The 25,894-nt window shown below is 67.9% G+C and carries 27 protein-coding genes; 14 read left to right on the top strand and 13 right to left on the bottom strand.

The window, feature by feature from the left end; translation table 11 throughout:
* Positions 1-77: 77 nt before the first annotated feature.
* Positions 78-881, top strand: coding sequence for an alpha/beta fold hydrolase (locus ABD116_RS24585; RefSeq protein ID WP_343974680.1), 804 nt, complete (start codon positions 78-80; stop codon positions 879-881).
* Positions 882-1,120: 239 nt separating this feature from the next.
* On the top strand, positions 1,121-3,223 hold the full coding sequence (locus ABD116_RS24580; protein WP_343974676.1) for a serine/threonine-protein kinase: 2,103 nt from the start codon (positions 1,121-1,123) through the stop codon (positions 3,221-3,223).
* Positions 3,224-3,313: 90 nt separating this feature from the next.
* On the opposite strand, the gene ABD116_RS24575 is transcribed toward ABD116_RS24580, so the two are convergent.
* Together ABD116_RS24575 and ABD116_RS24570 are read right to left on the bottom strand one after the other, a co-directional pair.
* The gene (locus ABD116_RS24575) at positions 3,314-4,606 is read right to left on the bottom strand and encodes an adenylosuccinate synthase (protein WP_343974673.1); all 1,293 of its coding nucleotides are present in this window, start codon (positions 4,604-4,606) and stop codon (positions 3,314-3,316) included.
* A gap of 366 nt (positions 4,607-4,972) precedes the next feature.
* A complete protein-coding gene (locus ABD116_RS24570; protein ID WP_343974670.1) occupies positions 4,973-5,464 on the bottom strand; it encodes a VOC family protein in 492 nt (163 codons plus the stop codon).
* A gap of 88 nt (positions 5,465-5,552) precedes the next feature.
* Here ABD116_RS24570 and ABD116_RS24565 point away from each other — a divergent pair, with 88 nt between their 5' ends.
* Positions 5,553-6,374, top strand: a complete 822-nt coding sequence (locus ABD116_RS24565; protein WP_343974667.1) for a DUF6597 domain-containing transcriptional factor — start codon at positions 5,553-5,555, stop codon at positions 6,372-6,374.
* Here the strand turns inward: ABD116_RS24565 and ABD116_RS24560 are convergent.
* The 3 genes from ABD116_RS24560 to ABD116_RS24550 form a co-directional block, all read right to left on the bottom strand.
* Complete coding sequence (locus ABD116_RS24560; RefSeq protein WP_343974664.1) at positions 6,365-7,582, bottom strand: MFS transporter; 1,218 nt, start codon at positions 7,580-7,582, stop codon at positions 6,365-6,367. The two genes, ABD116_RS24565 and ABD116_RS24560, sit on opposite strands and share 10 nt — an antisense overlap.
* Before the next feature lie 125 nt (positions 7,583-7,707).
* Positions 7,708-8,481 (bottom strand): 2-phosphosulfolactate phosphatase, encoded by a 774-nt coding sequence (locus tag ABD116_RS24555; protein ID WP_343974661.1) that lies wholly within the window; start codon positions 8,479-8,481, stop codon positions 7,708-7,710.
* A 13-nt stretch (positions 8,482-8,494) separates the two neighbouring features.
* A complete protein-coding gene (locus tag ABD116_RS24550; protein ID WP_343974658.1) occupies positions 8,495-8,902 on the bottom strand; it encodes a DUF3151 domain-containing protein in 408 nt (135 codons plus the stop codon).
* A 146-nt stretch (positions 8,903-9,048) separates the two neighbouring features.
* Here ABD116_RS24550 and ABD116_RS24545 point away from each other — a divergent pair, with 146 nt between their 5' ends.
* Positions 9,049-9,498 (top strand): HNH endonuclease, encoded by a 450-nt coding sequence (locus ABD116_RS24545; protein ID WP_164601105.1) that lies wholly within the window; start codon positions 9,049-9,051, stop codon positions 9,496-9,498.
* A 91-nt stretch (positions 9,499-9,589) separates the two neighbouring features.
* Positions 9,590-10,642, top strand: coding sequence for a type IV toxin-antitoxin system AbiEi family antitoxin domain-containing protein (locus ABD116_RS24540; protein WP_343974655.1), 1,053 nt, complete (start codon positions 9,590-9,592; stop codon positions 10,640-10,642).
* A 10-nt stretch (positions 10,643-10,652) separates the two neighbouring features.
* Here ABD116_RS24540 and ABD116_RS24535 read toward each other — a convergent pair whose 3' ends face one another.
* The 3 genes from ABD116_RS24535 to ABD116_RS24525 all read right to left on the bottom strand — a co-directional run bounded on the left by ABD116_RS24535 (position 10,653) and on the right by ABD116_RS24525 (position 12,214).
* Positions 10,653-11,519 (bottom strand): LLM class flavin-dependent oxidoreductase, encoded by an 867-nt coding sequence (locus ABD116_RS24535; protein WP_343974652.1) that lies wholly within the window; start codon positions 11,517-11,519, stop codon positions 10,653-10,655.
* Between the two features lie 90 nt (positions 11,520-11,609).
* Positions 11,610-11,747 (bottom strand): hypothetical protein, encoded by a 138-nt coding sequence (locus ABD116_RS24530; protein WP_343974650.1) that lies wholly within the window; start codon positions 11,745-11,747, stop codon positions 11,610-11,612.
* The gene (locus tag ABD116_RS24525) at positions 11,747-12,214 is read right to left on the bottom strand and encodes a nuclear transport factor 2 family protein (RefSeq protein ID WP_343974648.1); all 468 of its coding nucleotides are present in this window, start codon (positions 12,212-12,214) and stop codon (positions 11,747-11,749) included. The genes ABD116_RS24530 and ABD116_RS24525 overlap by 1 nt, the downstream gene beginning before the upstream one ends.
* Positions 12,215-12,289: 75 nt before the next feature.
* Here ABD116_RS24525 and ABD116_RS24520 point away from each other — a divergent pair, with 75 nt between their 5' ends.
* On the top strand, positions 12,290-12,910 hold the full coding sequence (locus ABD116_RS24520) for a TetR/AcrR family transcriptional regulator (protein WP_343974645.1): 621 nt from the start codon (positions 12,290-12,292) through the stop codon (positions 12,908-12,910).
* A 28-nt stretch (positions 12,911-12,938) separates the two neighbouring features.
* Here the strand turns inward: ABD116_RS24520 and fbaA are convergent, their stop codons facing one another.
* A complete protein-coding gene (fbaA, locus tag ABD116_RS24515; RefSeq protein ID WP_343974638.1) occupies positions 12,939-13,964 on the bottom strand; it encodes a class II fructose-bisphosphate aldolase in 1,026 nt (341 codons plus the stop codon).
* A gap of 163 nt (positions 13,965-14,127) precedes the next feature.
* A complete protein-coding gene (locus tag ABD116_RS24510) occupies positions 14,128-14,847 on the bottom strand; it encodes a GntR family transcriptional regulator (RefSeq protein WP_132156117.1) in 720 nt (239 codons plus the stop codon).
* 113 nt (positions 14,848-14,960) lie between these two features.
* Here ABD116_RS24510 and ABD116_RS24505 point away from each other — a divergent pair, with 113 nt between their 5' ends.
* Entirely contained in the window at positions 14,961-16,013 is a 1,053-nt protein-coding gene (locus tag ABD116_RS24505; RefSeq protein WP_343974635.1) for an SIS domain-containing protein, read from the top strand.
* Between the two features lie 152 nt (positions 16,014-16,165).
* Here ABD116_RS24505 and ABD116_RS24500 read toward each other — a convergent pair whose 3' ends face one another.
* Positions 16,166-16,543: a winged helix-turn-helix transcriptional regulator gene (locus ABD116_RS24500; protein ID WP_343974632.1), complete on the bottom strand. Its 378-nt coding sequence runs from the start codon at positions 16,541-16,543 to the stop codon at positions 16,166-16,168.
* A 107-nt stretch (positions 16,544-16,650) separates the two neighbouring features.
* Between ABD116_RS24500 and ABD116_RS24495 the strand changes: the two genes are divergently transcribed.
* Positions 16,651-17,232: a hypothetical protein gene (locus ABD116_RS24495; RefSeq protein WP_343974630.1), complete on the top strand. Its 582-nt coding sequence runs from the start codon at positions 16,651-16,653 to the stop codon at positions 17,230-17,232.
* Between the two features lie 13 nt (positions 17,233-17,245).
* Here ABD116_RS24495 and ABD116_RS24490 read toward each other — a convergent pair whose 3' ends face one another.
* Positions 17,246-18,037 (bottom strand): IclR family transcriptional regulator domain-containing protein, encoded by a 792-nt coding sequence (locus ABD116_RS24490; protein WP_343974627.1) that lies wholly within the window; start codon positions 18,035-18,037, stop codon positions 17,246-17,248.
* A gap of 77 nt (positions 18,038-18,114) precedes the next feature.
* On the opposite strand from ABD116_RS24490, the gene ABD116_RS24485 reads away from it, so the two are divergent.
* The 6 genes from ABD116_RS24485 to ABD116_RS24460 are packed head-to-tail and all read left to right on the top strand — an operon-like array spanning position 18,115 to position 24,596.
* A complete protein-coding gene (locus ABD116_RS24485; RefSeq protein WP_343974624.1) occupies positions 18,115-18,933 on the top strand; it encodes a CoA transferase subunit A in 819 nt (272 codons plus the stop codon).
* Positions 18,926-19,678, top strand: a complete 753-nt coding sequence (locus ABD116_RS24480; protein WP_343974621.1) for a CoA-transferase subunit beta — start codon at positions 18,926-18,928, stop codon at positions 19,676-19,678. Before ABD116_RS24485 ends, ABD116_RS24480 begins: the two co-directional genes overlap by 8 nt.
* Positions 19,671-20,786, top strand: a complete 1,116-nt coding sequence (locus ABD116_RS24475; RefSeq protein WP_343974618.1) for a maleylacetate reductase — start codon at positions 19,671-19,673, stop codon at positions 20,784-20,786. Before ABD116_RS24480 ends, ABD116_RS24475 begins: the two co-directional genes overlap by 8 nt.
* Entirely contained in the window at positions 20,783-21,988 is a 1,206-nt protein-coding gene (locus ABD116_RS24470; RefSeq protein ID WP_343974615.1) for a thiolase family protein, read from the top strand. Before ABD116_RS24475 ends, ABD116_RS24470 begins: the two co-directional genes overlap by 4 nt.
* A gap of 8 nt (positions 21,989-21,996) precedes the next feature.
* The gene (locus tag ABD116_RS24465; RefSeq protein WP_343974612.1) at positions 21,997-22,869 is read left to right on the top strand and encodes an intradiol ring-cleavage dioxygenase; all 873 of its coding nucleotides are present in this window, start codon (positions 21,997-21,999) and stop codon (positions 22,867-22,869) included.
* Positions 22,869-24,596: an FAD-dependent oxidoreductase gene (locus tag ABD116_RS24460; protein ID WP_343974609.1), complete on the top strand. Its 1,728-nt coding sequence runs from the start codon at positions 22,869-22,871 to the stop codon at positions 24,594-24,596. Before ABD116_RS24465 ends, ABD116_RS24460 begins: the two co-directional genes overlap by 1 nt.
* Here ABD116_RS24460 and ABD116_RS24455 read toward each other — a convergent pair.
* On the bottom strand, positions 24,586-25,851 hold the full coding sequence (locus ABD116_RS24455; protein WP_343974606.1) for an alpha-amylase family glycosyl hydrolase: 1,266 nt from the start codon (positions 25,849-25,851) through the stop codon (positions 24,586-24,588). The genes ABD116_RS24460 and ABD116_RS24455 overlap by 11 nt on opposite strands.
* Between the last annotated feature and the right edge of the window lie 43 nt (positions 25,852-25,894).

The following is a 25,894-nucleotide window of genomic DNA, read 5'->3' as shown; positions in this document are numbered from 1 at the left end:
CCTTTCGGCAGTACTAGACAGTACCGTACTCTTCTGGGTACGGTACGGTTCAGTACCCAAATCGTGAGGAGAATCCGATGTCCACAGTTCGTTCGTCCGATGGCACCGAGCTCGGCTACTCGCAGGTGGGGTCCGGCCCGGCCGTGATCCTGGTCGACGGGGCCACCGGGTTCCGCGCCTTCAACCAGACCTCGGCGCAGATCGCGGAGCTGTTGTCCGGCTCCTTCACCGTCTACACCTACGACCGCCGCGGCCGGGGCGAGAGCGGCTGGAACGACGCCTCGACCACGCCGTACGACGACGAACTGGCCGACCTTGCCGCGATCATCTCCGCAGCAGGCGGTTCGGCCGCGGTCTGGGGCATCTCTTCGGGCGGGATCCTCGGGCTCGAGGCTGCTCGGGCCGGACTGCCGATCACCAAGCTGGCGGTCTACGAGCCGCCGTTCATCGTCTCCGACATCCGCCCGCCGCTGCCGGCCGACTACGTCGAGCAGCTGCAGGCCGCAATCGCCGATGGACGCCGCGACGACGCCGCGAAGATCTTCCTGATCAAGGCGGTCGGGATGCCGGAGGAGTACCTCGGCGGCATCATCGAGAGCCCGTTCTGGCAGACCATGCTGGACGTCGCGCACACCATCGCCAACGACGGCGCCATCGTCGGCAAGACGATGTCAGGCGACCCCGCCACGCTCGACCGGTACGCCGGTGTCGCGGTTGAGACGCTCGTCGCCTATGGGGATGCGACCGACGCATCCATCATCGAGGGCGACCAGTTGCTCGCCAAGGTGCTGCCGTCGGCGACTCTCGAAGTACTGCCCGGCCAGACGCATGACGTAGCCGCGGACGCGATCGCGCCGGTCCTACTGCGCTTCTTCAGCTGAGCACGTCGGTGGCCAGGGTGGCGTCGATCGTCTGCAGGTACTCGACGATGCCGGCGCCCATCCGGACGTTGGTCAGGTTGGCGATCGCGTAGTGCGTCATGGGCCGGTCTCCCTGTCGTTCCTTCGGATGAGAACAGCTTGGGACGGAACGCGCTTTAGGACGATTACGTCCGAGGTCATAGCGAAAGGACTCCGTCGCGGGACAGCGGTTGGGCTGGTCTCGACGTACGGTGGATGCCATGTCAGGTACAGGGGGACAGCCTTCGACACCAACGGAGGTGCTGGAGGAACGGATCGGGCCGTACCGGTTGATCCGGCGGCTCGGGCAGGGCGGCATGGGTGTCGTTTACCTGGCGGAAGGACCTGAACACAAAGAGGTAGCGCTCAAGGTACTGCGGGCTCACGTTGCGCACGACCCGACCGCGCGGGCCCGGTTGCAGCGTGAGGCGACGACGCTGCAGAAGGTGAACCACCCTGGTGTCGCGGGGATCCTTGACCACGACCTGCACAGCGACCGGCCGTACCTGGTGACGCGGTTCGTCCCGGGCCGACCCATGGACGAGCAGGTGGACGAGCGCGGGCCGCTGACGCCACAGCGCTGGCTGCCGGTGGCCGGCTGTCTGGCGGAGTCGCTGCAGGCGATCCACCAGGTGGGGGTCGTGCACCGCGACCTCAAGCCGGGCAACGTGATGATGTTCAACGGCAAGCCGGTGATGATCGACTTCGGCATCGCCCAGGCAGCCGACGACCTCCGCCTCACCCAGACCGGCCTGGTGATCGGTACGCCGGGCTACCTCGCACCGGAACTCATCGAGGGCGAGATGGTCTCCGAGTCCGCCGACTGGTGGGGCTGGGCGGCCACCGTCGCCTACGCCGCGACCGGCCGACGTCCCTTCGGCAAAGGCCCCTTCGAGGTAGTCCTCCACCGAGTCCACTCCGGCCAGGCAGACCTCGAGGGCCTGGACCCCCGCCTGAAGCCCCTGCTCGCGGCAGCCCTCTCCCCTGACCGCCGAGACCGCCCCACCCAGACAGAGATCATGGCCGGCCTGAACCGCTACGCCGAAGGCCGCGACGCCCTGATCCCCAACCCTGCAACCACCGAAGCACCCCCCAAGACCGCCCTCATCACCCCACCAACCGCGGTGATGACCCGAGTAATGCCCGAAGACGAAGCAGCAGCCGCCGCTGCTGCCGGCTGGGGAGCCGCTGGCGCGGCGGCGGGCGCCGCGGACGGCGAGCACGATCCGGCCGAGGTGGCACAGCTGGTCCCACCGGTGATCCCGCCGCTCTCCGCCTTCACCCCGGCCCGTGACATGCTCCGCGACGTCGCCGCCAAGCAGAAGGCCAAGAAAGCCGCCGCTGCCGCAGCAGCAGGCGCCGCAGGCGCGGCAGTGGTCGGCGGCCCGGCCGCCGCGGCCGGACTAGCCGGTCCGGCGGGAACGCCCGTTCATCCGGCGACCTACAGTCCCGTGCCTACTGCGGCTCCGCCTGCGGGGATGCCGCTGAACTACCAGGGGTATCAGCCCGGGGGTTACCAACCGCAGTATCCGGCGCAGCCGCAGTACCCGGTGCAGCCGCAGCCGCAGTTCCAGCCTCAGCCTCGGGGTTATGAGCAGCGTGGGAGTGAGGTTGCCCGGCGGGATACTGCTGTGCCGGTGGCTCGGGCTGATGTGCCGGCGTCGGCTGATCAGCAGGTGGCTCGGTCGGTGCTGGTGGTTGGCTTCATGCTGGCGCTGGGTGGGTTGATTGCGTATACGCCGGGCTTCGGGGTGCTGGTGGCCGCGTTGCTGATTGCGCTGGCACGGACGGTCGACCGCGGTAGTACGGCGATCATGCGCCGCCGTCAGGTCCGCGGCGGTCGCGGCAAGTCGGACGGACTAGTGGCAGTCGCCGCTAGCCCGATGCACCTACTGGCGGCCGCGCTCATCACCGTGTTTTGCCTGATCCTGCCGGTCATCATGGGCTTCATCGTCGGCGGCATCGTCACCGCCGGCGCCGCCAACACCTACGGCCTCGAGTGGGTCCCGCTGTCCGCGGTCGGCTTCGGCGCCGGTGGCATCGCCGGGCTGTTCACCGCGTGGTGGGGACCAGGCGGTACGTCGCTGCGCCGCGGCGCCAAGATCACTCTCCGCAAAGCCGTCCGCCCCGCCTGGCTGAGCCTGCTCATCGCCGCCATCCTGATCGGCGCGGGCGCGCTCATCTTCAAGGACGCGACGGCGGGCAACGGCGCCGCCTGGGCCCGCCAGCCGATCACAGCGCCGGAGCTCCCCAACCGCCCCGGCCTCGGCGACATCGGCGACTGGCCGATCATCCGAGACCTGCCCATCATCGGCAACGGCTGACCCGGCTCGCCTGACGCTGCGCGAGGCAGTACGGCGTACAGGACGAACCCCAGCCGATCGGCGGCAAGCCGACCAGCTGGGGTCCTGGGATCAGAAGCGGTTGTCCAGGATGACCATCTGGGAGCGCTCCGGGCCGACGCCGACCGCGGAGATCGGGGCGCCGCTGAGCGCCTCGACCGCCTTCACGTAGGTCTGCGCGTTCTTCGGCAGGTCCTCGAAGGTCCGGCAGCCGGTAATGTCCTCGCTCCAGCCGTCGTACTGCTCGTAGACCGGCTTCGCGTGGTGGAAGTCGGTCTGCGTCATCGGCATCTCGTCGTACCGGACGCCGTTCACCTCGTACGCGACGCAGACCGGGATCTTCTCCCGCCCGGTCAACGTGTCCAGCTTGGTGAGCACGAAATCGGTGACCCCGTTGATGCGCGCCGCGTACCGGGCGATCACCGCGTCGTACCAGCCACAGCGCCGCGGCCGCCCGGTCGTCGTACCGAACTCGAACCCCTGCTGCCGCAACCACTCGCCATCGGCATCCAGCAGCTCCGTCGGGAACGGCCCCTCGCCGACACGCGTCGTGTACGCCTTCACGACCGCCATCACGCGATCGATCCGGGTCGGCGGGATGCCCGAGCCCGTGCAGGCGCCCGCCGAGATCGCGTTGGAGGACGTGACGAAGGGGTAAGTGCCGTGGTCGACGTCCAGCAGCGTCGCCTGGCCGGCCTCCATCAGGACCGTCTTGCCCTCGTCGAGGGCGCGGCCGAGCAGCAGCGGGGTGTCCGCGACCATCGGGCGCAGTCGGTCGGCGTACCCGAGCAGTTCGTCCATCACCTCGGCGATCTCGACCGCTCGCCGGTTGTAGACCTTCACCAGCAACTGGTTCTTCTGCTCCAGCGCGCCGGTGACCTTCTGCTCGAGGATCTTCTCGTCGTACAGGTCCTGGACCCGGATCCCGATCCGGTTCATCTTGTCGGCGTACGTCGGGCCGATGCCGCGCCCGGTGGTGCCGATCTTCCGGCTGCCGAGGAACCGCTCGGCGACCTTGTCCAGGGTCCGGTTGTACGGCGGGATCAGGTGCGCGTTCGCGCTGATCAGCAGCCGGGACGTGTCCACCCCGCGGACCTGCAGCGCGTCGAGCTCCTCGAACAGCACGCTGAGGTCGACCACCACCCCGTTGCCGATCACCGGGGTCACGCCCGGGGTCAGGATTCCGCTCGGGAGCAGGTGCAGGGCGTACTTCTCGTCCCCGATCACGACCGTGTGGCCGGCGTTGTTGCCGCCGTTGAACTTGACCACGTAGTCGATCGTCGCTCCGGTGTTGCCGAGCAGATCGGTCGCCTTGCCTTTGCCCTCATCGCCCCACTGGGCGCCGACGAGCACGATTGCGGGCATCTCAGCCCTCCTCTTCACGCGTCGGCCCGGACGGCATCGTCGCCGTTCGGTGGCCGGCCGCTAGAAACGGTGAAGCCCGGGCATCGTTCACCAAAGCTTCGCTTCGGTGACGCGTCCAGGCTCTTGCGACCCAACCCTACCGGAACTGCGCATTACCACGTAGTTGCTCGTCGGCGTGGGCAACACGTGACACCGAGCGCGCAATTCACCACGACGGGTTGCCATTTTCCGTGATCACGTGCACACTCTTAGTCAGCGGCCCGCCGAAACTGCCGCAGGGGACGGTTCCGGCGGGCCGCTTTCTTCATGCCTGCAAGGGATTCCGGGCGATTCACAAACTCTCAAGCTCGTTGCCGCGGGCGTCGATCATGTTGCATCGAGCCCCTCCGGGTTGGACGCCAGCCACTCCTTGATCCGGCGGTCGGCTTCCTCCGGGGAGACGTCCTCGACCTTGGTCATGATCGCCCAGCGGTGGCCGAACGGATCGATGATCGTGCCGAAGCGGTCGCCGGTCATGAACGTCTGGACCGCCTCGACCTGCCGGGCGCCGGCCTCGATCGCCTTCGCGAAGGTCGCGTCCACGTCCGGTACGTAGTGCACCAGCGACGAGTGCACCCACTCGCCGGTGGGAGCCTGCAGCCCGATCTGCGGCATCTCGTTGCTCAGCTGCAGCATCGAGTCGCCGAACCGCAGCTCCGCCTGGCCGAGCCGCCCGTCGGGCAGGTCCTGCCGGCTGACCACCTCTGCCCCGAACACGCCGGTGTAGAACTCGATCGCCTTCGGGCCGTCGGAAACGGCCAGGTAGGGGGTGAGCGAGTGGTAGCCGGCCGGGATCGGGTTCACCTTGTTCGTCGTCATGCCGTCAGTCTTCGCGAGCGAGGTGTGGCCGGTCTTGTAAGAACGCGACAGCCCGGTTTCTGTCGGTGGGTTGTCGTAGGTTCGGGGAGTGCCCAGGCAGCCGTACGACAGCGAGCGCGGCATCCTGCATCCCCGCGAGCAGGCCCGGCACCGGAGCCTGAGCCGGCTCCTCCCGAGCCCCGGCATCGACCGGTTCGTGGAGTGGTACTGGATCGTCGAGTGGGACCTCCAGGAGCCGTATGTGGCCGAGGTGCTGCCGTATCCGTGCGTCAACGTGACGTTCGAGGAGCCGGGCGGCGCGTTCGTGAACGGGGTCTGCACCCGCAAGTTCGAGCGGGAGCTGGTCGGCCGGGGCCGGGTCTTCGGGGTGAAGTTCTGGGCCGGCGGGTTCGGCGCGATGACCGGGCTCGACGTCGGCTCGTTCCGCGACCAGGTGCTGCCCTTGCGCGACGTGTTCGACGACGCCGACCGGTTGGCCGACCTGGTCTTCGCCGAGTCCGACGACGTCCGCCGCCGAGCCGTCTTCGAGGCGTACCTGTCCGATCACCTGGTGGCGGCGGACGCGCAGTACGAGCTGGTCCGGGCGGTGATCGCGGCGATGAGCGAGGATCGCGAGCTGACCCGCGTCGACCAGGTCACCGAGCGCTTCGACCTCCCCATCCGCAAACTCCAACGCCTCTTCCGCCGGTACGTCGGCGTAGGACCCAAGTGGGTCCTCCGCCGCTACCGCCTCCACGACGGCGCCGACCTGCTGGCCCGCGGCGAACTCACCGACCTGGCCACCCTCTCCACCGCCCTCGGCTACTTCGACCAGGCCCACTTCTCCCACGAATTCAAAGAACAAATAGGCCTGACCCCAGCCGAGTACGCCACCCGAGCCGCCGCCGAATCCCAAATCACCTACCGCTGACGCACCACGACAGCCATGCCGGTGGCGACCAGCGTCGCGGCGATGGCCAGGGCGAACCCCAGCTGCGATCCATGCGTGTCCACTGCCCGACCGGCGACCGCAGCACCCATCGCAATGCCGGCTGCACTGCCAGAGTTCAACCAGGTAAAGGCTTGGGTCAGTACTGCGGGTTCAACCTCGGACTCGACCAGTACTGACGCCAGCACCTGGATCGGCGCCAACGCCAAGCCAGGCAGCGCCAGTGCGAGGCCGAGAGCCAGCGGGCTGTCCACCAAGACCAAGGGCAGGCTGGTGACGAAGAGGATGGCAAAGGCAACGACGTACTGTCTGTGGGCCGGAGTGCGCCAACGCCTTGCTCCGTAGGCAACTCCTGCGACCAGACTGATCAGGCTGGTAATGCTGTACAGCGGCCCGGCCAGCTCAGCTGAGTCACGGTTCACTGCGAACGCTGTGACTGAGACCTGCATGCTGCCGAAGAACAGGCCGATGCCGATCGTGGCGCCGACCAGGGCGAGGAATCGCTTGTGCAGCAGGCGATCTGAGCCCTGTTGGCGTACCCGTGCGGCTGGCGGAGGCGCAGTACCGCGTTGTGCCGCCAGTGAGAAGCCGCCTGCGAGCAACAGACTTGTCGCCAGCACGGAGCCGACTACCGGGGAGACCAGAGCGCTAATGGTTCCGATGAGGGCTGGCCCGATCAGGAACGCGAGGCTAGTGCCGAGGGACTCCAGCGCGAAGGCGGACGAGAGTACTGGGGTTCCCCGCAGGACGTGCGACCAGCGGGCTGCTGTTTGTGCGCCTATCTGTGGCAGCGAGCCGCCTGCCAGCACGCCCGCCAGCACCAGCATCCACAGGGGTGCCGCCGCGAGCGTCAGGGTGATCAGCAGGGCGATGGCGGTCGCATGGAGTAGCAGGGTGATGGGGAGCATGCGGGGTTGGCCGTGGCGGTCGATTAGGCGGGCTACTTGTGGGCCGCCTACTGCTTCGGCGACTGCGAAGCCGCCGGTTACAGCGCCTGCTAGGGCGTACGAGCCAGTGGAGCCGTGGACCAGCCAGACGATGCCCAGGCCGGTCATGGCGATGCCGATCCGGGCTGGTGCGGCGGCCAGGTAGAACTTCAACGCTCCCGGGGTGCGCAGGGCGACTCGGTAGCCGCTCTCAGTCTGCTGCACGTGCTGGGGCGTGCGGATCCGTCCGGTGAGTGCCGGCACGGTAGTACCTTCCGCTGCCCGGCGGGGCGGTGACCTGACCGTGGGCGTCCTACTACGCCGGTCCGTCGTTGCCGCCTACAACCGTCCAAGTTCGGCAGGAAGCGGGGACGCACGCCGCCTGCCGGCTATGTCACCGGGCAGAACCTCGGGTGTTTTGATGACTCGCTGAGTCTACTACCTTGCAACACCGGCACGAGCCCGCTTATGTCCACCTCTGCCGCAACCACCACGTCCCCAGCGAAGCCGTACGCCGCAAGCTCCCGCCCGCCAGCACACTCATGCAGTACTTCGGGGAGCTCCCCCGCCACCTCCCGGTACGCCGCTGCGGCCGCCCGAGCCTCCGGCGACAGCGGGCCGACTCCACGGTCAGCCAGGCCGGCCACGAACGCGCCGGCACCCCAGAGGTCCTCCACTGCCGGGCGCAGCGAGCCGTCGGTCCACCTCTCACCCGCTGCGATCGCGACCACGGTCAGCGACGGGTCAGCGGTCAACTGGGCAGCAACCCAGTCCGCGGCGGCGGAGGTGTTGCGCAGAGATACGGCCACGACGGTCGAGCCACTGTCGCTGAGTTGCTGGGAGATGGTGGAGCCGTTGGGCGATGGGAGCACCAGTCTTCGCACACCCTGGGCCTGCCGGATGGAGGCCGGGGAGAGGGTGATGCCCTCTTGCGACCGGCCTACGGCCAGTACGGCGTCGAGCTGTTCGGCGTACGCGACTGCTGTCTCGTCGCGCCAGCGGTACGGGTACACGTCGATTCCGAGGTCGACAGCCACCGTGACGGCAGTGGTGAAGGACAAGACATCCACCACCGCCACAATGCTGCCGGGAACAGCGGCCGCGCCGGCCGGTCCCCAGTCGAAGCCGACGCGGAATCCCTGCTGTGCGTAGGGGCTGGTCACCCCCACAACCTACTTAAGCAAGTACGTCGGCAGCGGTCGGCGACGAGTCGCGGAGGAAGGTCGTGCAGCGCTCGGCCTCGTCCTTCTCGTCGATGATCGCCGCTGCCTTGCCGAGGACGGCCAGGCAACGCAGGAAGCCCCGGTTCGGCTCGTGCTCCCACGGGACCGGCCCGTGCCCCTTCCAGCCGTTGCGGCGGAGCGAGTCCAGACCACGGTGGTAACCGGTCCGGGCATAGGCGTACGCCTCGATCGTGCGCCCTGCCTCCAGGGCCTCCTCGGCGAGCACCGACCAGGCCAGCGAAGAGGTCGGGTACTTGGCAGCGAGGTCGACTGCGGGGGTCCCGGCGGCGAGTTCCGCAGCGGCGGGGTCGACGGGGAGTAATGTCTCGGGTGGGCCTGACAGCAGATTGTTCAATTCCATAAAGCACATCTTCGCCGATCACGCCGCCATCCCGGCACGTGACCGTCTGTCGAAATCCGTTGACCGTTCACCTGATGGCCACGGATGCTTGAGACCTTGCGTCGAGACCGCCGTGGTTCCCAGCTACGGCCGGAAGGAGGCACCGGATGAGCGTGATCGTCCTGAACGCGTCATACGAGCCGCTGCACACCGTGTCGATCCAGCACGCCATCCGGATGCTGGTCCGCGAGGTCGCAGTGGTCGAAGAGGCGCATGGTGAACGGACCATCGGTCCCTTCCCGGTGCCCAGAGTGCTCCGCTTGGTCCGTTATGTGGTGACGCACTGGCGGTACGCCGCCGGCCGGATGAAGTACAGCAAGCACGGCGTACTGCGCCGGGACAAGTTCCATTGCGCGTACTGCGGGCTGGCCAACGCCGACACGATGGATCACGTCCAACCGAGATCCAGAGGCGGCCGGACGGAGTGGCTGAACGCGGTCGCCGCCCATGCCTCGTGCAACGAGCGCAAAGGCAACCGGACGCCGTCCGAGGCCAACATGCCGCTCCTTTGGCAACCCTGGGTACCAACCCGCGCCGAGCTCGTCATACAGACATGACGGGCTATTTTTATGCCCTCTTCGCGGTCGGCTGTCCACAGCTTTGAACTGAGCGCCGATCCGGGGCGGTGTCCGGTGCACCTTCTTAGGTGTGAACCCACAACTCAGCGTGATGACGCACATCCGCGGCGGGGTCTTCACGCGAGCCGATGCGCGCGCGTGCGGCTACCCCGACCCTGACATCGACTCCCTGCTGGACACCGGCGGCTGGCGCCGGATCAGGCCGGGCACCTATGCCCCGCACCAAACCCTCACCCTGGTCGACGACGCCATGCTCCACGTCCGCCGCCTCTTCCAGGTACTACGTCGCGGCGACCCCGGCCTGATCGCCAGCCACCAGTCAGCCGCAGCCCTCCACGCCCTCCCCCTCTGGGGCCTGGACCTCACCCACCTCCACCTCACCACCCGCACCGCCCACCCCAGCCCCGATGGCACCCACCTCCACGTCCGGGACCCCATCGGCCCCGGCATCACCACCTGGAACAAACTCCGTCTGACCACCCCAGCCCGCTGCGTGGCCGAAGTGGCCGCAACCGCCCCGCTAGCCCCTTCAGTAGCCCTAACCGAAGCCACCCTCTACGCCGGCCTAGCCACCCACCCCACCCTCAAACGAGCCGCCACCCAGCTCGCCGGCCCAGAAGAACTTGCTCGCGTGCAACGAGTACTCGAGTTGGCCAGTACCGAGTCGGCTTCGGTGGCGGAGTCTCGGCTTCGACTGATCCTGAACGAGGCAGGGCTGCCTTCGCCGTCCTCATCGCCGCCGCCGATGCCTGACGACCAACTGGTCGATCTCGCCTGCGCGCTCTGGTTCCCGGACCAACGGACCGTCGTCGAGTTCGAGCCCCGTTTCCCCTTCTGGAGTGAGGAATTCGACGACTACGCGACGGACGCCGCCGATCGCGCCTTCGGCGCCACCCCGTCAGCGGACCCCCACCCACCCGACCCGCTCGAGTACTGCTTCATCTCCTGGCACGACCTCGACACCCCGACCACAGTCGTCGACCAACTCCGATCGACTTTCGCCCGAGCCGCCCGCCAGACCGGCGTCCACCTCTTCGACCCCACCCGGCAACGCCACCCCCGCTCAGCCTTCCGCCGCTCCCGCCTCTACCTCTCCACCGCCACCCCAGACCAACCCAGCTGACAGCCTCCCGCTATCTGAAGGGGCCGTCGGCAATCACTGCCTTGACTTCTGCCTGCGTGACGGAGTGTGGGTCGAACTCGGTGAGGGACCAGGTCGCGCCGGCGGCTACGTAGGGGGCGGGGTCGACATCGGGCTCCAGCGCAACCGCCACGTCGTACGGCGCAACCGAACCGGCCGTAGTCGAGTCGGATGGTGGCGCGGGCGGGTCGGATTGGAGTGCTTCGGTGCGGAAGGTTTGTACTGCGGCTACTGCTTCGGCTAGTTCGTCGGGGGAGGTGAGGTTCACCGGGAAGAAGCCGTTGTAGCGGGCGGCTCGGCGGCGGGGGCGGGTGTTGCCGGGGAAGCCTGCGATCCAGATGGGGATGCCGTCGGGCTGGGCCGGCTTGGGCAGGAACTCAACGTCGTTGACGGTGTAGTGGGTGCCTTGGTGATGGACCGGTTCGCCCGTCCAGGCGCCGCGGAGGATGTCCAGTGACTCGTCTGTCATGGCGGCCCGGGTCCGGTCGTCGGGCTCGTCGCCGAAGCGGCTGAACTCCTCACCGAAGCGGTCGGCGCCGATGCCGACGCCGAGGGTCAGGCGCCCGTTGCTCAGTACGTCGAGGGACGCGGTCTGGCGGGCGAGGACCGCCGGGCGACGGCGGGCCAGCGGTGTGACCATCGGGCCCAGCCGGAGTCGCTCGGTGACCATCGCTGCGGCGGTGAGAGCGACCCAGGGGTCGGCGACCGCGCGTACCGGGGAGCGCCAGCGCACGTGGTCCCAGACGAACAACGCGTCCCACCCCGCCTCCTCAGCGGCCGCGGCCAGCGACGCGACCACCCGCGGATCGGCCAGCTCGTCGAACAACGGGATCCAGACGGCAGATTTGAGCGAAGTCATGTCCCCCACCGTAGAAAGCGCAGGGGTCCATGAATAGCGATCTTTTCTGATGGAGGTGATCAGAGTTCCCGATGTTCAGACGGCTGTCCGCTAGCGGGACGAGGGTTTGGCCGGGTGCGGTTTGTCGGTGGGTGGGTTGCGGAGGACCCGGTACGCCCCGGCCGTGCGGCTGCCGCCGGAGCGGTTCGGCGACGGCCGGGTCGAGAAGGTCACCCGATAAGAACTCATCAGACCCCGGCCCCGGCGGCGGAGCCGGAGACGTCGGCACCGGCGGAGTCGGCGGCGGCTTGGGCTGCGGTGAGTTGGGCGATGATGGCGCCGGTGTCCATCCAGACGTTCTCGCGGCTGATCAGGCCGTCGCGGAACTCGAGGACGTGCAGCAGCCGGGCGGTGACCACGGTCCCGTTGCCCGGTACGCCGTACAGGTCGCCGACGACGGTCTGCGTCATCATCACCTCGTCGACCATGAAGTCGTCGCCGTACATCCGCCGGATCGGTTCGTAGATCTCGTCCGTCGCGCCGTCGAACAGCGCCTGGTAGACCGGCGCCACCTCGGCATGCCCCTTGCGCACGCCGAGCCCGACGACGTCGTGCTCGACATCCTCGGCCAGAGTGGCGAGTGTGGCCGCCAGATCGTGGGCAGCCTCCCCGGCGAAGTGCCGGTCGAGAACAGCGTCCATCTCAGCTGGTGTCATTGCGATCCCCCAGGGTTCGTCGTTATGCGATAGATTTATCATCATGAGAAACCATTCTCACGTCAAGGGGGTTCGATGACGGCCCGTGAGCAGCAGAAGCAGCGCACCCGGCAGGCGCTCATCGACGCGTACCTGACGATGGTTCGCGACGGCGGCGAGTCGCCGACCGTTCAGCAGGTGGCCGAGAAGGCGGGGATCTCGGTCGCCACGGCGTACCGGTACTTCCCGAATCCGAAGTCGTTGCGCGACGACGGCTCGACCTTCGCGACGCGCGACTTCCCGACCTTCGAGGAGGTACTGGCCGACGCCGGCGACGATCCGCTGGTCCGGGTCGAGTTGCTGATCCGGACGATCACGGGACTCCAGTTCGCGGACGAGCCGGTCTGGCGGAGCGTGTTCCAGATGACCCAGGAGCGGTGGTTCGCCCAGTGGGAGGCCGGCGGCGAGATGGTGCCGGTACGGTCCACCGCCCGCCGCGACGGCGTCGAACTGGCGCTGCGCCCACTGGCCGGCGAGCTACCGAAGAAAGACTTCGCCCGCCTGGTCAACGCGGTGATGCTGGTCTGGGGCGTAGAAGCCGTCATCGCCACCCGAGACGCCGTCGGCCTGGAACCCGGCGAAGCTCTAGACACCATGGTCTGGGCCGCCCAAGCCCTAATCCAGGCAGCCCGCAAACAGCAGGAAGGGCCCGCCTGACGGCGAGCCCTTCCAGTAAAAGCAGGTACTACGCGAGCAGCGAGGTGCCCGTCGAGCGGAGGTTCTCGCAGGCCTCGACGACTCGGGCGGCCATGCCGGCTTCGGCTGCCTTGCCCCAGGCGCGGGGGTCGTAGGCCTTCTTGTTGCCGACCTCGCCGTCGATCTTCAGCACGCCGTCGTAGTTGGCGAACATGTGACCGGCGACCGGGCGGGTGAACGCGTACTGCGTGTCGGTGTCGACGTTCATCTTGATGACGCCGTGGTCGACCGCCGCGCGGATCTCCTCGAGCGTCGAGCCCGAGCCGCCGTGGAAGACCAGGTCGAACGGGCGGTCCTTGCCGACCTTGGCGCCGACCGCGTCCTGGATGTCCTTCAGGATCTCCGGGCGCAGCTTGACCGAGCCGGGCTTGTAGACGCCGTGCACGTTGCCGAAGGTCAGCGCGGTCAGGTAGCGACCGTGCTCGCCGGTGCCGAGCGCCTCGACCGTGGCCAGGCCGTCCTCGACCGTGGTGTACAGCTTGTCGTTGATCTCGTTGGCGACGCCGTCCTCCTCACCGCCGACGACCCCCACCTCGATCTCCAGCACGATCTTCGCCGCCGCGGCCTTGGCCAGCAGCTCCTTGGCGATCTCCAGGTTCTCGTCCAGCGGCACGGCCGAGCCGTCCCACATGTGCGACTGGAACAGCGGGTTCTCGCCGCGGGCGACCCGCTCGGCGGAGATCTCCAGCAGCGGCCGGACGAAGCCGTCCAGCTTGTCCTTGGGGCAGTGGTCGGTGTGCAGCGCGATGTTCACGTTGTAGTTCTTCGCGACCTCGTGCGCGTACGCCGCCAGCGCGACCGACCCGGTGACCATGTTCTTGATGGTCGAGCCGGACAGGTACTCGGCGCCGCCGGTGGAGACCTGGACGATGCCGTCCGAGCCCGCCTCGGCGAAACCACGGATCGCGGCGGTCAGCGTCTGCGAGGAGCTGACGTTGATGGCCGGGTAGGCGAAGGCGTTCTGCTTGGCCTTGTCCAGCATCTCGGCGTAGACCTCAGGGGTGGCAATAGGCATGTCTCGCGGTACTCCTCACAGCAAAGTTCCATGTGGGTTGAGCTCCAGTATCGCCGCAGCACACTTCGTCGGACGAGGCGGCCCGCCTGCTGAGCCGGCCAGGTGACCGGGGAGCGAACAGCAGGGGAACAGACCAGTTGATGAACAGGACCGATCCAGTTTGTTACGCGGACCCCGACCGCGGACCGCGCGGTGTGAGGGCCATGTGCAGCCGGTAACGATCGGCCCGGTACGCCGACCAGGACAGCTCGACCACCTTGCGGCCGGCGAAGGTCGTGCGCTCGAGGACCAGCAGGGGTGCCCGCCTGGCCACACCGAGCACCCGGGCGACATGGCCGTCGGCGTTGTCCGCCCGGACGGTCTGCTCACCCGAGGTGACGACGACGTCGTACTCGCTCGCGAAGACGTCGTACAGGGTGCCGAGCTCGCGGCCGAGCAGGCCGGGGAAGAGCGCGGACGGGTAGTAGCCGACCTCGTAGGCCATCGGCGACGCGTCGGCCGTGCGCAGCCGCTCGACCCGGATCACCTTGGTGCCCTTGGCGACCCGCAGCCCCTTCGCGGTCTCGTCGGAGGCCTCGATCTCGGTCGCCGACAAGACGACCGTGCCGGGCTCCAGACCACGGGCGCGCATCTCCCGGGAGAACGAGGTCAGGTGCAACTGGGAGTCGACCTGCGGGCCGGTGACGAAGGTCCCTTTGCCGTGCACGCGCTCCAGCGCGCCCGACTCGACCAGGTCGCTGATCGCCTGCCGGACGGTCACCCGGGAGACGTTCAGCTTGTCCACCAGCGCCCGCTCGGAAGGGATCGGGTCGCCCGGGTGCAGCTCGACGTCGATCAGCCGTTCCAGTACCGATCGGACCTGGGCCCGTTTGGTCGCCACCATCGAAACTCGATCCTCCAGACCTCGGCGGAACTCGGGGGGTGCCCCGATTCACCGCTCACTGCTATCGTGCGCAGCATACCTGTTAAGACCAGATAGGACCAGTGATCGTCGTGGTGTCAACGCCCGTCCCCGTCCCTGCCACCCAGATGGCACGCGAGATCGCCGAGCAGCCAGCGGCGCTGGCCGCGACGTTCGAGCACGTGCTGCCGCTGCGGCACGAGATCACCCGGCTGGCCGCGGGCCGCCGGCACGTGATCTTCGTGGCCCGGGGCTCGTCGGACAACGCCGGCGTGTACGGCCGCTACCTGACCGAGATCCACGCCGGCCGGCAGGCATCGCTGGCCGCGCCGTCGGTGGCCACCCTGTACGGCGCCAACCTCGATCTGTCGAACTCGCTCGTCGTCGCGGTCAGCCAGTCCGGCGCGACCCAGGAGATCGTCGACACGGCCGAGTGGGCCAAGCGCAACGGCGCCGCCATCGTCGGCATCACCAACGACGGCGACAGCCCGCTGGTCTCGGTGGCCGACGTCGCCCTCATCACCCAGGCCGGCAAGGAGCTGGCCGTCCCGGCGACCAAGACCTACACGACCCAGCTGGCCGCGATCACCGTCGCGGTCGACGCGCTCGCGCAGAAGCCGGGCACCCTGGACGCCGACATCGCCCGCGTCCCCGACGCGGCCGCCAAGATGCTCGAAGGCTCGGTCGACGCCGCCGCCGACCTGCTCGCCGGCGCCCACGACGTACTGTCCAGCGGCCGCGGCCTGACCTTCGGTACGACGCTCGAGGTCGCCCTCAAACTCGAGGAGACCTGCCTGCAGCCGGTCCGCGGCCTCTCGTACGCCGACCTGAAGCACGGCCCGATCGCCGTCGTCGACTCCGACCTGGTCACCATCCTGGTGGCGGCCGGCGAAGGCCCCGCCCTGCCGGGCATGACCGAGCTGGCCGCGATCGTCCGCGAGAAGGGCAGCAAGATCCTCGGCATCGGCGGCGACGCCCGCTTCGCCTCCCTCTGCGACGTCAACCTGGCCGGCCCGGACCTGCCCGAGACGCTCGCCCCGCTGGCCCTCATCATCCCGGCCCAGCGCGCGATCGAGGCCCTGGCCCGCAAGCTCGGCCTCGACCCCGACGCCCCCCGCGGCCTCCGCAAGGTCACCCAAACCGACTGACACCACCCCACCGACAGGTGGCGAGCCCACATCTGGTGGGCTTGAACAACAAACGGTGGCCGTGAACAAGTCCTGACTTGTTCACGGCCACCGTTTGTTGTTCACGGCCACCGGAAACTGTTCGAGCCCATCAGATGTGGGCTCGGACGAGTTCAGGCCTCGGCGCGGGACTGGTCGTAGTGGTGCTGGGCGTCGAGGATGCCGGGCATGCTGCTGGTCAGGTAGCCGATCAGGTCGAGGAGTTTGGCGGCCAGTACTTCGCCGGTCGGCGTGAGGCTGTACTCGACCTTCAGCGGGAAGGTCGACTGGACCTCCCGGATCACCAGGCCGTCGCGTTCGAGCGCTTGCAGGGACTGGGCCAGCATCTTCTGGCTGACTCCCTCGACCCGGCGGCGCAGCTCGTTGAAGCGCATCGGGCCGTCGGCCAGCGCGCCGAGCGCGAGCGATCCCCAGCGGCCGGTCACGTCCTCGAGCACCGGCCGGGACGGGCAGGCGGCGCCGAAGACGTCGTACTCCACCTCGTCAGCCATGTCACCAGCGTACCTCCGCGGGGTACCAGTTACTTGAAGGTTGTAGTACCTTCTGGAGAGCGGTATCTAGAAGTGACTACAGACCTCCACCGAAGGATGCGACCCAGATGATCGACCGACGTTCTCTGATCCGGAACAGCAGCGCGGCAGGATTCGGCGCGCTGGCGCTGGCCGCGGTGAGCAGTGGCAGCGAGCTGGCCTACGGCGCCACCGAGGGCCAGACCGGCCACAGCGACGGCTTCCCGGCCCACCTCACGGCCGCCGAGCGCAAGCACCTGAAGATCTTCGACGAGCTGGACTTCGAGATCTTCACCGGCCAGAAGTGGGACCGGCTGCACGAGAGCCACGCCCGCAACATCCGCGTGCACTGGCCCGACGGGCACTTCACCGACGGCATCGACAAGCACATCGCCGACCTGGCCGCGCTGTTCGTCTGGGCCCCGGACACCCGGATCCAGGAGCACCCGTTCCGGCTCGCCAACGGCCAGCTCACCGCGGTCACCGGTTACATGAAGGGCACCTTCACCAAGCCGATGCCGGACGGCAAGGGCGGCTTCATCCAGCCCACCGGCAAGAGCTACAACCTCCCGATGGCCACCGTCGGCATCTGGAACAAGCGCAACACCATGGACGAGGAGTACCTGTTCTGGGACAACCAGACCTTCTTCGCCCAGATCGGCCTCGGCTAGCAGCTAGAGAGTTCTAGATCCGTCCGCGCCGGCGCAGTGCGGTGCCGATCTGGTCGGCGCACTCCAGTAGCGGCTCCAGTACTTCGCATTGCAACGACGCACGGGTAGAGCGGGATGCGTGCGCCGAGACGTTGAGGGCGGCAACGGCTCGGCCACGCGAATCCCTGATCGGTACTGCGATCGACCGCAGCCCCAGCTCCAACTCCTGGTCGACCAGCGCATAGCCATCGACCCCCGCCTGCTTGATCAGCTCCCCCAGCTCCTCCACCGACGTCACGGTGTGCTCCGTCATCGCCTCCGGCTCCAGAGCCGCCAGGTACGCCGACACCTCGCCAGCGGACGCATCAGCCAGCAGCACCCGACCCATAGAGGTCACGTACGCCGGTAAGCGCGCACCCACGCCCAGCGCGACGGTCATGATCCGCCTGGTGGGCACCCGGGCGACGTACACGATGTCTGGCAGGTCAAGCGTCGCTATCGAGCAGGACTCGCGGGTCTTGAGGCTCAGCTCCTCCATGTACGGCCCGGCGATGTCGCCGAGGTCCAGCGAGGACAGGTAGGCCCAGCCGAGAGCCAGCACGCGCGGCGTGAGCGAGAACCGCCGCCCGTCGCTTCGGACATACCCGAGCTCTTCGAGCGTCAGCAAGATCCGTCGCGCGGTCGCCGGCGTGATGCCGACCTCGCGGGCCACCTCGCTCAGCGTCAGCGACGGCTGCTCGGCGTCGAACGCACGGATCACGGCCAGCCCACGCTCCAGCCCTTGGAGGAACGTGCCGCCCGAGCTTGTAGACGCATCACCAACCATGAGCTAGCCTTTTCGTTGAAAGAAGAATCTTTCGCTGAGCGAAATCTTAGCACTAAATATCTCCAGCGGAGTTGCTGATGACAAGTCCAGTGCCCCTCGCCGAGGCGATCGCCGCGCACGTCCACGACGGGGACACGGTCGCGCTGGAGGGATTCACGCATCTGATCCCCTTCGCTGCGGCCCATGAGATCGCTCGGCAGGGCCGGCGGCACCTGACGCTGGTCCGGATGACGCCCGACCTCATCTACGACCAGCTGATCGGTCTGGGCTGCGCTGACGAGATCGTCTTCTCGTACGGCGGCAACCCTGGTGTGGGGTCGCTGCACCGGCTGCGCGATGCAGTGGAGAACCACTGGCCGCACCGGCTCGTAGTACACGAACACAGCCATGCAGGACTGGCCAATGCGTACTCCGCCGGGGCTGCGCGGCTGCCGTTCGCAGTACTGCGGGGCTACCGCGGCACTGATCTGGAGGAGCAGCGGGACATCATCAGCCGGGTCACTTGCCCCTTCACCGGCGAGGAACTGGCCGCGGTGAAGGCGGTGAACCCGGATGTCGCGGTGATACACGCGCAGCTGGCCGACCGCGACGGCAACGTGATGCTCTGGGGGATCACTGGGGTGCAGCGGGAGGCAGTGCTCGCCGCCAAGCGGGCCATCGTCACCGTGGAAGAGGTGGTGGACGAGTTCCCCGAGCGCACTGGTGCAGTGATCCTGCCGAACTGGGTGCTGTCGGCGGTGAGCGTCGTACCAAATGGCGCTTGGCCGTCGTACGCCGCTGGGTATTCCGTGCGGGACAACGACTTCTACCAGCAGTGGGATGCGGTATCGCGCGATCGCGAGTCCTTCCTCGCCTGGGCTGCCGAGAACGACCTCAAGGAGACCAGCGATGTCTGAGTGGACGAGCGCGGACATGATGAACGTCGCGGCGGCGCGCGAGTTGCTCGACGGGGATGTGTGCCTGGTCGGTGTCGGGCCGCCCAATCTGGCGGCCAACCTGGCTCGGCGTACGCATGCGCCGAACTGCCGGCTCGTCTACGAGTCGGGTGCGATCGACGCGAAGCCGAAGAAGCTGCCGCTGTCGATCGGTGACGACGATCTGGCGGCGACGGCGGTCTCCGTGGTGTCGGTGCCGGAGATGTTCAATTTCTGGGTCGGGGCCGGGCGAATCGATGTCGGATTCCTCGGGGCGGCGCAGATCGACCGGTTCGGGAACATCAACACGACGGTGATCGGTGCGCACGCGGATCCGAAGGTGCGGTTGCCCGGTGCGGGCGGGGCGCCGGAGATCGCGGCGGCGGCCGGGCGGGTGATCGTGATCGTCAAGCAGTCGCCGCGGACCTTCGTCGAGCGGGTCGACTTCATCTCGTCGGTCGGCTACGGCCCGACCGGCCGCGAACGACAGGCACCTGGCGCCGGGCCGACGCTGGTCATCACGGACCACGGAGTACTTCAGCCGGACCCCGACACCAATGAGCTGACCATGACCCGCCTGCACCCCGGCGTCACCGCCGAGCAGGCGATCGCGGCAACCGGATGGCCACTGAAGGTTGCCGACAGCATCGAAGCGGTCCCGGCACCGACCGGCCACGAGCTGGCCACCCTCCGCAAACTCCGCGACCGGGAGCCCTTCGATGACTGAGCCCTTCACCCACGTCGGGCTACCCAGCCGGGTCGTCCTCGGCGCCGGCTCGCTCGATCGGGTGGCCGACGAGGTCGGCCTGCTCGGCGTCGAACGGGTGCTACTGATCGCCACACGGTCCGCCCGCGACTGGGCTGATCTGGTCGAGCGCTCCCTTGGCGACCGGTTCGCCGGCCGCATCGACGAGGTCCGCCAACACGTCCCGAAGGAAATGGCCGATGCGGCCCGCGCCAAGGCGCGGGAGGTGGGGGCCACCGGAATCGTCGCGATCGGCGGAGGCTCGGCCATCGGCCTCGCGAAAGCCATCGCTCTCACCACCACCAACGCCGCCGAAGGCGACGGCCTAGGTGCGGGGGCGGGCGGGAGCAACGCCAGCACGGCGGATGTGAGTACAGCAGGGGCGGGGCTGGCGATTGTTGCTGTGCCGACTACCTACTCCGGGTCGGAGATGACGGCGGTTTGGGGGGAGACGGAGGGCGGTAGCAAGACGACCGGCACCGATCTGCGGGTTCTGCCGAAGTCGGTTGTCTATGACCCGGTGCTCAGTCGGCAGCTGCCGTTGAAGGTGACTGCGGCAAGTGTGGCTAACGCATTGGCGCATTGTGTCGAGGCGACCTGGACCGAGAAGGCCGATCCGATCAACGACGTCATCGCGGTCGAGGCGGCGCGGGCACTGCGCGAAGGACTCCTGCGGGTGCTGGAGAGCAGCGCCGATCTGGATGCCCGGAGCAACCTTTTGTACGGCGCTTCGCTGGCTGGGTCGGCGATGGCCAGTGCGGGCACCGGGTTGCATCACAAGCTTTGTCACCTGCTCGGTGGGATGTACGACCTTCCGCACGCGGAGACCCACGCAGCCGTTCTTCCGCAGGTGACCAGGGTGAAGGCGCCTGAGGTCCCCCGCGCCAAGGCGAGGCTCGAAGAAGCGTTGCGGACAAAGGATCTGGCGACCGGGTTGTTCGATCTGTTCAGCGCCGCGGGAGTCCCGACGAGCCTGCGGGAGCTCGGCCTCACCGAAGAGCAGGCGGCGGAAGCGGCCGAGCGGTTTCAAGCGAGTACTTCCATCGACGTCACAGAAATCCTCCATCGAGCTTGGGCAGGTGAACGATGAGCTCCGCATACCTGCTGGACGCCGTCCGTACCCCGGTAGGAAAACTGGGCGGCGCGCTGGCCGGCGGCCGCCCCGACGATCTGGCCGCCGTCACCCTCCGCGAGTTGCTGGTCAGGCATCCCGGCCTCGACCCGGCGCTGATCGACGACGTCTTCCTCGGCAACGCGAACGGCGCCGGCGAGGAGAACCGCGACGTCGCCAGGATGGCCGCATTGCTCGCCGGCTATCCGACCAGCGTCCCCGGTACCACCGTCAACCGACTCTGCGGCTCCGGACTGGAGGCCGCGATCCAAGCGGCAAGAGCAATCGAGACCGGCGACGCATCTCTCGTCGTAGCCGGTGGAGTCGAGTCGATGAGTCGGGCGCCCTGGGTCCTCCCAAAGCCCGACAAGGCGTACCCGCACGGCAGTGTGATGGCCGAGTCGACGTCCCTCGGCTGGCGCCTCATCAATCCGCGGATGCCGAAGGAATGGACCGTCTCCCTCGGCGAGGCCACCGAGCAGCTCGCCGAGCGGTACAACGTCGGCCGCGAGGCGCAGGACCTCTTCGCCCTGGAGAGCCACGAGAAGGCCGGCAAGGCCTGGGCAGCGGGCAAGTTCGACGCCGAGATCATCCCCTGGGAGCACCTCGCACCGATCCTCCCGAAGAAGACGACGCCGCTGTCCAGGGACGAGTCCATCCGTGACGGCGGGACCCCGGAAGTCATGGCGAAGCTCAAGCCGGCCTTCCGCGACGACGGTACGGTCACCGCGGGCAACGCCTCCACCCTCAACGACGGCGCGTCCGCGGTACTGATCGCCGACGAGGCAACCGCCCAGAGCCTCGGCATCACTCCCCTGGCGCGGATCGTCAGCCGGGCCGTGCACGGCGTCGAACCCCAGTACTTCGGTATCGCCCCCGTCGAGGCCTCCCGCAAGGCGCTCGCCAAGGCCGGTATCGGCTGGGACGACCTCACCCTGGTCGAACTCAACGAGGCGTACGCGGCGCAAAGCCTTGCCTGCTTGGGCGAATGGCCCGAGCTGGACCGTACGAAGGTGAACGTGAACGGCGGAGCGATCGCGCTCGGGCATCCGCTCGGCAGCTCCGGTACGCGAATTCTGACCACGCTGGCGCACGAGCTGCGCCGCCGTGGTGGCGGTTACGGCTTGGCGACCCTGTGCATCGGTGTCGGCCAAGGAACAGCGATGGTCATCGAGGCATGAGGAGCGACATGGATCTGGCTGGGGACGAGCTCACCGACGCGGTCGTCGCGAGTTTCGACGGGAGCAAAGACGAGCGCACCAAGACGGTACTGAGCGCGCTGGTCCGGCATCTGCACGAGTTCGCCCGTGAGGTCGAGCTGACGGAGGAGGAGTGGTTCACCGGGATCGACTTCCTGACCCGGACAGGGCACACGTCCACCGGCACGCGGCAGGAGTTCGTGTTGCTGTCCGACGTACTCGGGTTGTCCATGCTGACCGTCGGCCTGGGCAACAAGAAGCCGGCCGGGGCGACCCAGTCGACCGTGTTCGGGCCGTTCTTCGTCGAGGGTTCGCCCGAGATCAAGCTCGGTGACGACCTGTCCAACGGCGCGCCCGGCCAGCCCTGCCTGGTGTCGGGGCGGGTCCTCGACCTGCAGGGCAAGCCGATCGCCGGGGCACTGGTGGAGACCTGGCAAGCCGACGAGGACGGCTTCTACGACGTCCAGAAGAACCTCGACGGACCGCAGAACCGCGGCCATCTGACGACCGATGCCGATGGCAACTATTCGTTCTGGGCCGTTCGCCCGGTCGCGTACCCGATCCCGGACGACGGACCGGTCGGCGAGCTGCTGCGGGCTGCCGGCCGCGGCCCGATGCGCCCGGCCCACATCCACTTCATGGTCACCGCGCCCGGTTTCTCCCGGCTCATCACGCACGTCTTCGCGGCCGGCGACGAGCACCTGCACGACGACGCCGTCTTCGGCGTGAAGGACTCGCTGATCGCCGAGTTCACCGAGCACCCGGCCGGTACGGCGCCTGACGGCCGCGTACTCGACCAGCCCTACTCGACCGTCCAGTACGACCTGGTGCTCGCCACCGACGAGGAGACCCGAGCATTGTGATGGAAACCGATGTGCTGATCGTCGGCACCGGGCCGGCCGGAGGAGCCGCCTCGCTCTTCCTGTCCAGCTACGGGATCGACAACGTAGTACTGACTCGCTACGGCTGGACCGCCAACACTCCGCGGGCCCACATCACCAACCAGCGCACGATCGAGCTGATGCGCGACATGGGCATCGAGGACCAGATTATCGGCAAGGGCACCGAGCACGCGCTGATGGGCCAGACCGCCTTCAGCACCAGCCTCGCCGGTGAGGAGATCGGCCGGATCCGCACCTGGGGAACGCACCCGCAGCGCCTGGCCGACTACACCGAGGCCAGCCCGACGCTGCCCTGCGACCTGCCCCAGACGCTGTTCGAGCCGATCCTGGTCAGTACTGCGGCCAGCCGCGGCGCGCGTTTGCGGTTCGACACGGAGTACGTGTCGCTGGAGCAGGACGACGACGGGGTGACCGCGACTGTCCGCGACCGGCTGTCGGGCGAGACGTACCAGATCCGGGCGAAGTACCTGATCGGCGCGGACGGCGGCCGGAGCAAGGTCGCCCAGGACATCGGGCTGCCGATGGCCGGCGCGATGGACATCGAAGGCTCGATGAACATCGTCTTCGAGGCCGACCTGTCGAAGTACGTCGCGCACCGGCCGAGCGTTCTCTACTGGGTCCTTCAGCCAGGCGCCCAGATCGGTGGCATCGGCGCCGGGCTGGTCCGGATGGTCCGGCCGTGGAACGAGTGGCTGATCGTCTGGGGCTACGACATCAACCAGCCCGCGCCGGTGGTCGACGAGGCGATGGCGACCGAGATCGTGCACAACCTGGTGGGTGACGACACGATCGACGTGAAGCTGAAGGGCACCTCGGTGTGGAGCGTCAACCACATGTACGCCGAGAAGGCGTCGGTCGGCCGGGTGTTCTGCATGGGCGATGCGATCCATCGGCACCCGCCGTCGAACGGGCTCGGGTCGAACACGTCGATCCAGGACGCGTACAACCTGGCCTGGAAGCTAGCGCTCGTCCTCAAGGGCCAGGCGTCGCCGAAGCTGCTCGACACCTATGACGAGGAGCGCACCCCGATCGCCAAGCAGATCGTGGATCGCGCGAACAAGAGCCGCACGCAGTTCGGGCAGATCTTCCATGCGCTCGGGATGACTCCGGACGCTCCGGCGGGCCGGACGATCGACTCGCGCAAGGACGACAGCCCTGAGGGCGCCGCGCAGCGCGAGGAGTTGCGCAAGGCGATCGAGCTCAAGGACTACGAGTTCAACGCCCATGGGGTGGAGCTCGGGCAGCGGTACAAGTCGGGTGCGGTCATCTCGGACGGTACCGACGAGCCGGAGTACACGAGGGATCCGGAGCTCTACTACCACCCGACTACCTGGCCGGGTGCGCGGATCCCGCACTGCTGGTTGACCAGGGGCACCGAGACCGTCTCCACGCTGGATATGGTCGGCAAGGGCCGCTTCACCCTGCTCACTGGCATCGGCGGCGAGGCCTGGGTCAAGGCGGCCCGGGCGATCGCCGAGGAGACCGGTGTCGAGGTGGAGGCGTTCGTGATCGGCCCTGGCCGCGAGTTGGACGACCTGTACGGCGACTGGGCGCGACTGCGCGAGATCACCGACAACGGGTGCCTACTGGTTCGGCCGGACGCTCATATCGCCTACCGGTCGCATGACCTGCCTGCCGACCCCACTGCTGCGCTGGGCGATGCGTTGCGGGCTCTGCTCAACCGGTAGCCAGCACTAGCCAGCCGTGCGCTGGTACCAGCAATGGGTCCTCCGGTAGGTGACCAGGATCCGACTGCGCTGCGATGACGAGGCCTGCCACTTCCACTGGGAAGCGGTAGGCCTCGTCTCCTACGTTGAGGAGCAGCAGTAGCTGGCCACGCGCGTCACCGGAGCGCAGTGCGAGGGCCTGGTTGGTCAGGTGGGCAACCTTGGTCCGCGACCGTGTCAGCCACGCATTGCGACGCCGTACGCCGATCAGCCGCTGATGCAACCGATACGTCTCCCAATGGGGGTTGGCCAACTCGCTGGGCTTGTCCGGGAACTCAGGGCGGACAGCATCGTCGCCACCGACTCTGTCCTCCTTGATGCCCTGCATGGCCTGCTCGTCACCCGCGTAGATGCTGGGGATGCCGGCCACCGAGAACAGCACCGCCAGCGCGTGACCCAGGTGCCGTGGATCGTCCAGCTTGCTCGCGATGCGCGTCACGTCGTGGTTGCCGACGAAGGTCTGCGGCACCAGCGGGTCGACGAGTTGCTGGTGCCGCTCCAGCGCATACGCCAACTCGAAGAAGTTCCGGTCGTTCAGCGAACTCCAGATCGCCTTCCACAGCTCGTACTGCGTGATGGAGTCCAGCGTGCTCGTCGCCGCATAGCCCGCGTAGTCACCATGGATCAGCTCACCTACGAACCACGCCTCCGGGAACCGTTCACGCACCTCCGACAACACCGCACGCCAGAACTCGGCCGGTACTGCGTACGCCGCGTCCAGCCGCCACCCGTCGATGCCGCGCTCGAGCCAGTGGCACATCACCTCGATGACGTGCTCGCGAACGGCCGGCTCCTCGTGGTTGAGCACCACCAAGTGCTGGTGGCCCTCGAAGTTGGCGATCGACCCGTCCGGCAACTGCCTGAACCACTCCGGCGGCGCCACGAAGCTGCGGGCAACATGGTTGAAGACCCCGTCGAGCAGGATCCGCAGCCCGCGTTGCTTGGCCGCGGCAACCAGCGAGTCGAAATCGTCGTAGTCGCCCAGCCGCGGGTCGATCCGGAAGTGGTCGATCGTGTCGTAGCCGTGCGTCTCCGACTCGAAGACCGGCCCCAGCAGCAGGCCGGAGCAGCCCAGCTCGATCACATAATCGAGCCAGTTCTCCAGCCGCCCGAGCCGTGCCGTCCGGAAGCCGGTCGGCAACGCCGCCGGCTCAGCACCGACGAACCCCAATGGGTAGACGTGCCACCAGATCGCGTGATCGGCCCACGGCACCATCGACGACTCCTCCCGAAACCCCTGGAGGAACACACAGTAGAGC

Origin of the sequence: Kribbella koreensis (assembly GCF_039525325.1) — a bacterium.
Lineage (GTDB): Bacteria > Actinomycetota > Actinomycetes > Propionibacteriales > Kribbellaceae > Kribbella > Kribbella koreensis.
The sequence above is the reverse complement of the archived record's forward strand: the minus strand, read 5'-3'. Positions and strand labels throughout refer to the sequence as shown.

What these genes read in the sequence shown, in the direction of transcription:
- ABD116_RS24585 (WP_343974680.1), top strand. Translation starts at nt 78, where the DNA reads ATGTCCACAGTTCGTTCGTCCGATGGCACCGAGCTCGGCTACTCGCAG.
- ABD116_RS24580 (WP_343974676.1), top strand. Translation starts at nt 1,121, where the DNA reads ATGTCAGGTACAGGGGGACAGCCTTCGACACCAACGGAGGTGCTGGAG.
- ABD116_RS24575 (WP_343974673.1), bottom strand. Translation starts at nt 4,606, where the DNA reads ATGCCCGCAATCGTGCTCGTCGGCGCCCAGTGGGGCGATGAGGGCAAA.
- ABD116_RS24570 (WP_343974670.1), bottom strand. Translation starts at nt 5,464, where the DNA reads ATGACGACGAACAAGGTGAACCCGATCCCGGCCGGCTACCACTCGCTC.
- ABD116_RS24550 (WP_343974658.1), bottom strand. Translation starts at nt 8,902, where the DNA reads ATGGAATTGAACAATCTGCTGTCAGGCCCACCCGAGACATTACTCCCC.
- ABD116_RS24545 (WP_164601105.1), top strand. Translation starts at nt 9,049, where the DNA reads ATGAGCGTGATCGTCCTGAACGCGTCATACGAGCCGCTGCACACCGTG.
- ABD116_RS24535 (WP_343974652.1), bottom strand. Translation starts at nt 11,519, where the DNA reads ATGACTTCGCTCAAATCTGCCGTCTGGATCCCGTTGTTCGACGAGCTG.
- ABD116_RS24530 (WP_343974650.1), bottom strand. Translation starts at nt 11,747, where the DNA reads ATGAGTTCTTATCGGGTGACCTTCTCGACCCGGCCGTCGCCGAACCGC.
- ABD116_RS24525 (WP_343974648.1), bottom strand. Translation starts at nt 12,214, where the DNA reads ATGACACCAGCTGAGATGGACGCTGTTCTCGACCGGCACTTCGCCGGG.
- ABD116_RS24520 (WP_343974645.1), top strand. Translation starts at nt 12,290, where the DNA reads ATGACGGCCCGTGAGCAGCAGAAGCAGCGCACCCGGCAGGCGCTCATC.
- fbaA (WP_343974638.1), bottom strand. Translation starts at nt 13,964, where the DNA reads ATGCCTATTGCCACCCCTGAGGTCTACGCCGAGATGCTGGACAAGGCC.
- ABD116_RS24510 (WP_132156117.1), bottom strand. Translation starts at nt 14,847, where the DNA reads ATGGTGGCGACCAAACGGGCCCAGGTCCGATCGGTACTGGAACGGCTG.
- ABD116_RS24500 (WP_343974632.1), bottom strand. Translation starts at nt 16,543, where the DNA reads ATGGCTGACGAGGTGGAGTACGACGTCTTCGGCGCCGCCTGCCCGTCC.
- ABD116_RS24495 (WP_343974630.1), top strand. Translation starts at nt 16,651, where the DNA reads ATGATCGACCGACGTTCTCTGATCCGGAACAGCAGCGCGGCAGGATTC.
- ABD116_RS24490 (WP_343974627.1), bottom strand. Translation starts at nt 18,037, where the DNA reads ATGGTTGGTGATGCGTCTACAAGCTCGGGCGGCACGTTCCTCCAAGGG.
- ABD116_RS24485 (WP_343974624.1), top strand. Translation starts at nt 18,115, where the DNA reads ATGACAAGTCCAGTGCCCCTCGCCGAGGCGATCGCCGCGCACGTCCAC.
- ABD116_RS24480 (WP_343974621.1), top strand. Translation starts at nt 18,926, where the DNA reads ATGTCTGAGTGGACGAGCGCGGACATGATGAACGTCGCGGCGGCGCGC.
- ABD116_RS24475 (WP_343974618.1), top strand. Translation starts at nt 19,671, where the DNA reads ATGACTGAGCCCTTCACCCACGTCGGGCTACCCAGCCGGGTCGTCCTC.
- ABD116_RS24470 (WP_343974615.1), top strand. Translation starts at nt 20,783, where the DNA reads ATGAGCTCCGCATACCTGCTGGACGCCGTCCGTACCCCGGTAGGAAAA.
- ABD116_RS24465 (WP_343974612.1), top strand. Translation starts at nt 21,997, where the DNA reads ATGGATCTGGCTGGGGACGAGCTCACCGACGCGGTCGTCGCGAGTTTC.
- ABD116_RS24460 (WP_343974609.1), top strand. Translation starts at nt 22,869, where the DNA reads ATGGAAACCGATGTGCTGATCGTCGGCACCGGGCCGGCCGGAGGAGCC.
- ABD116_RS24455 (WP_343974606.1), bottom strand. Translation starts at nt 25,851, where the DNA reads ATGGTGCCGTGGGCCGATCACGCGATCTGGTGGCACGTCTACCCATTG.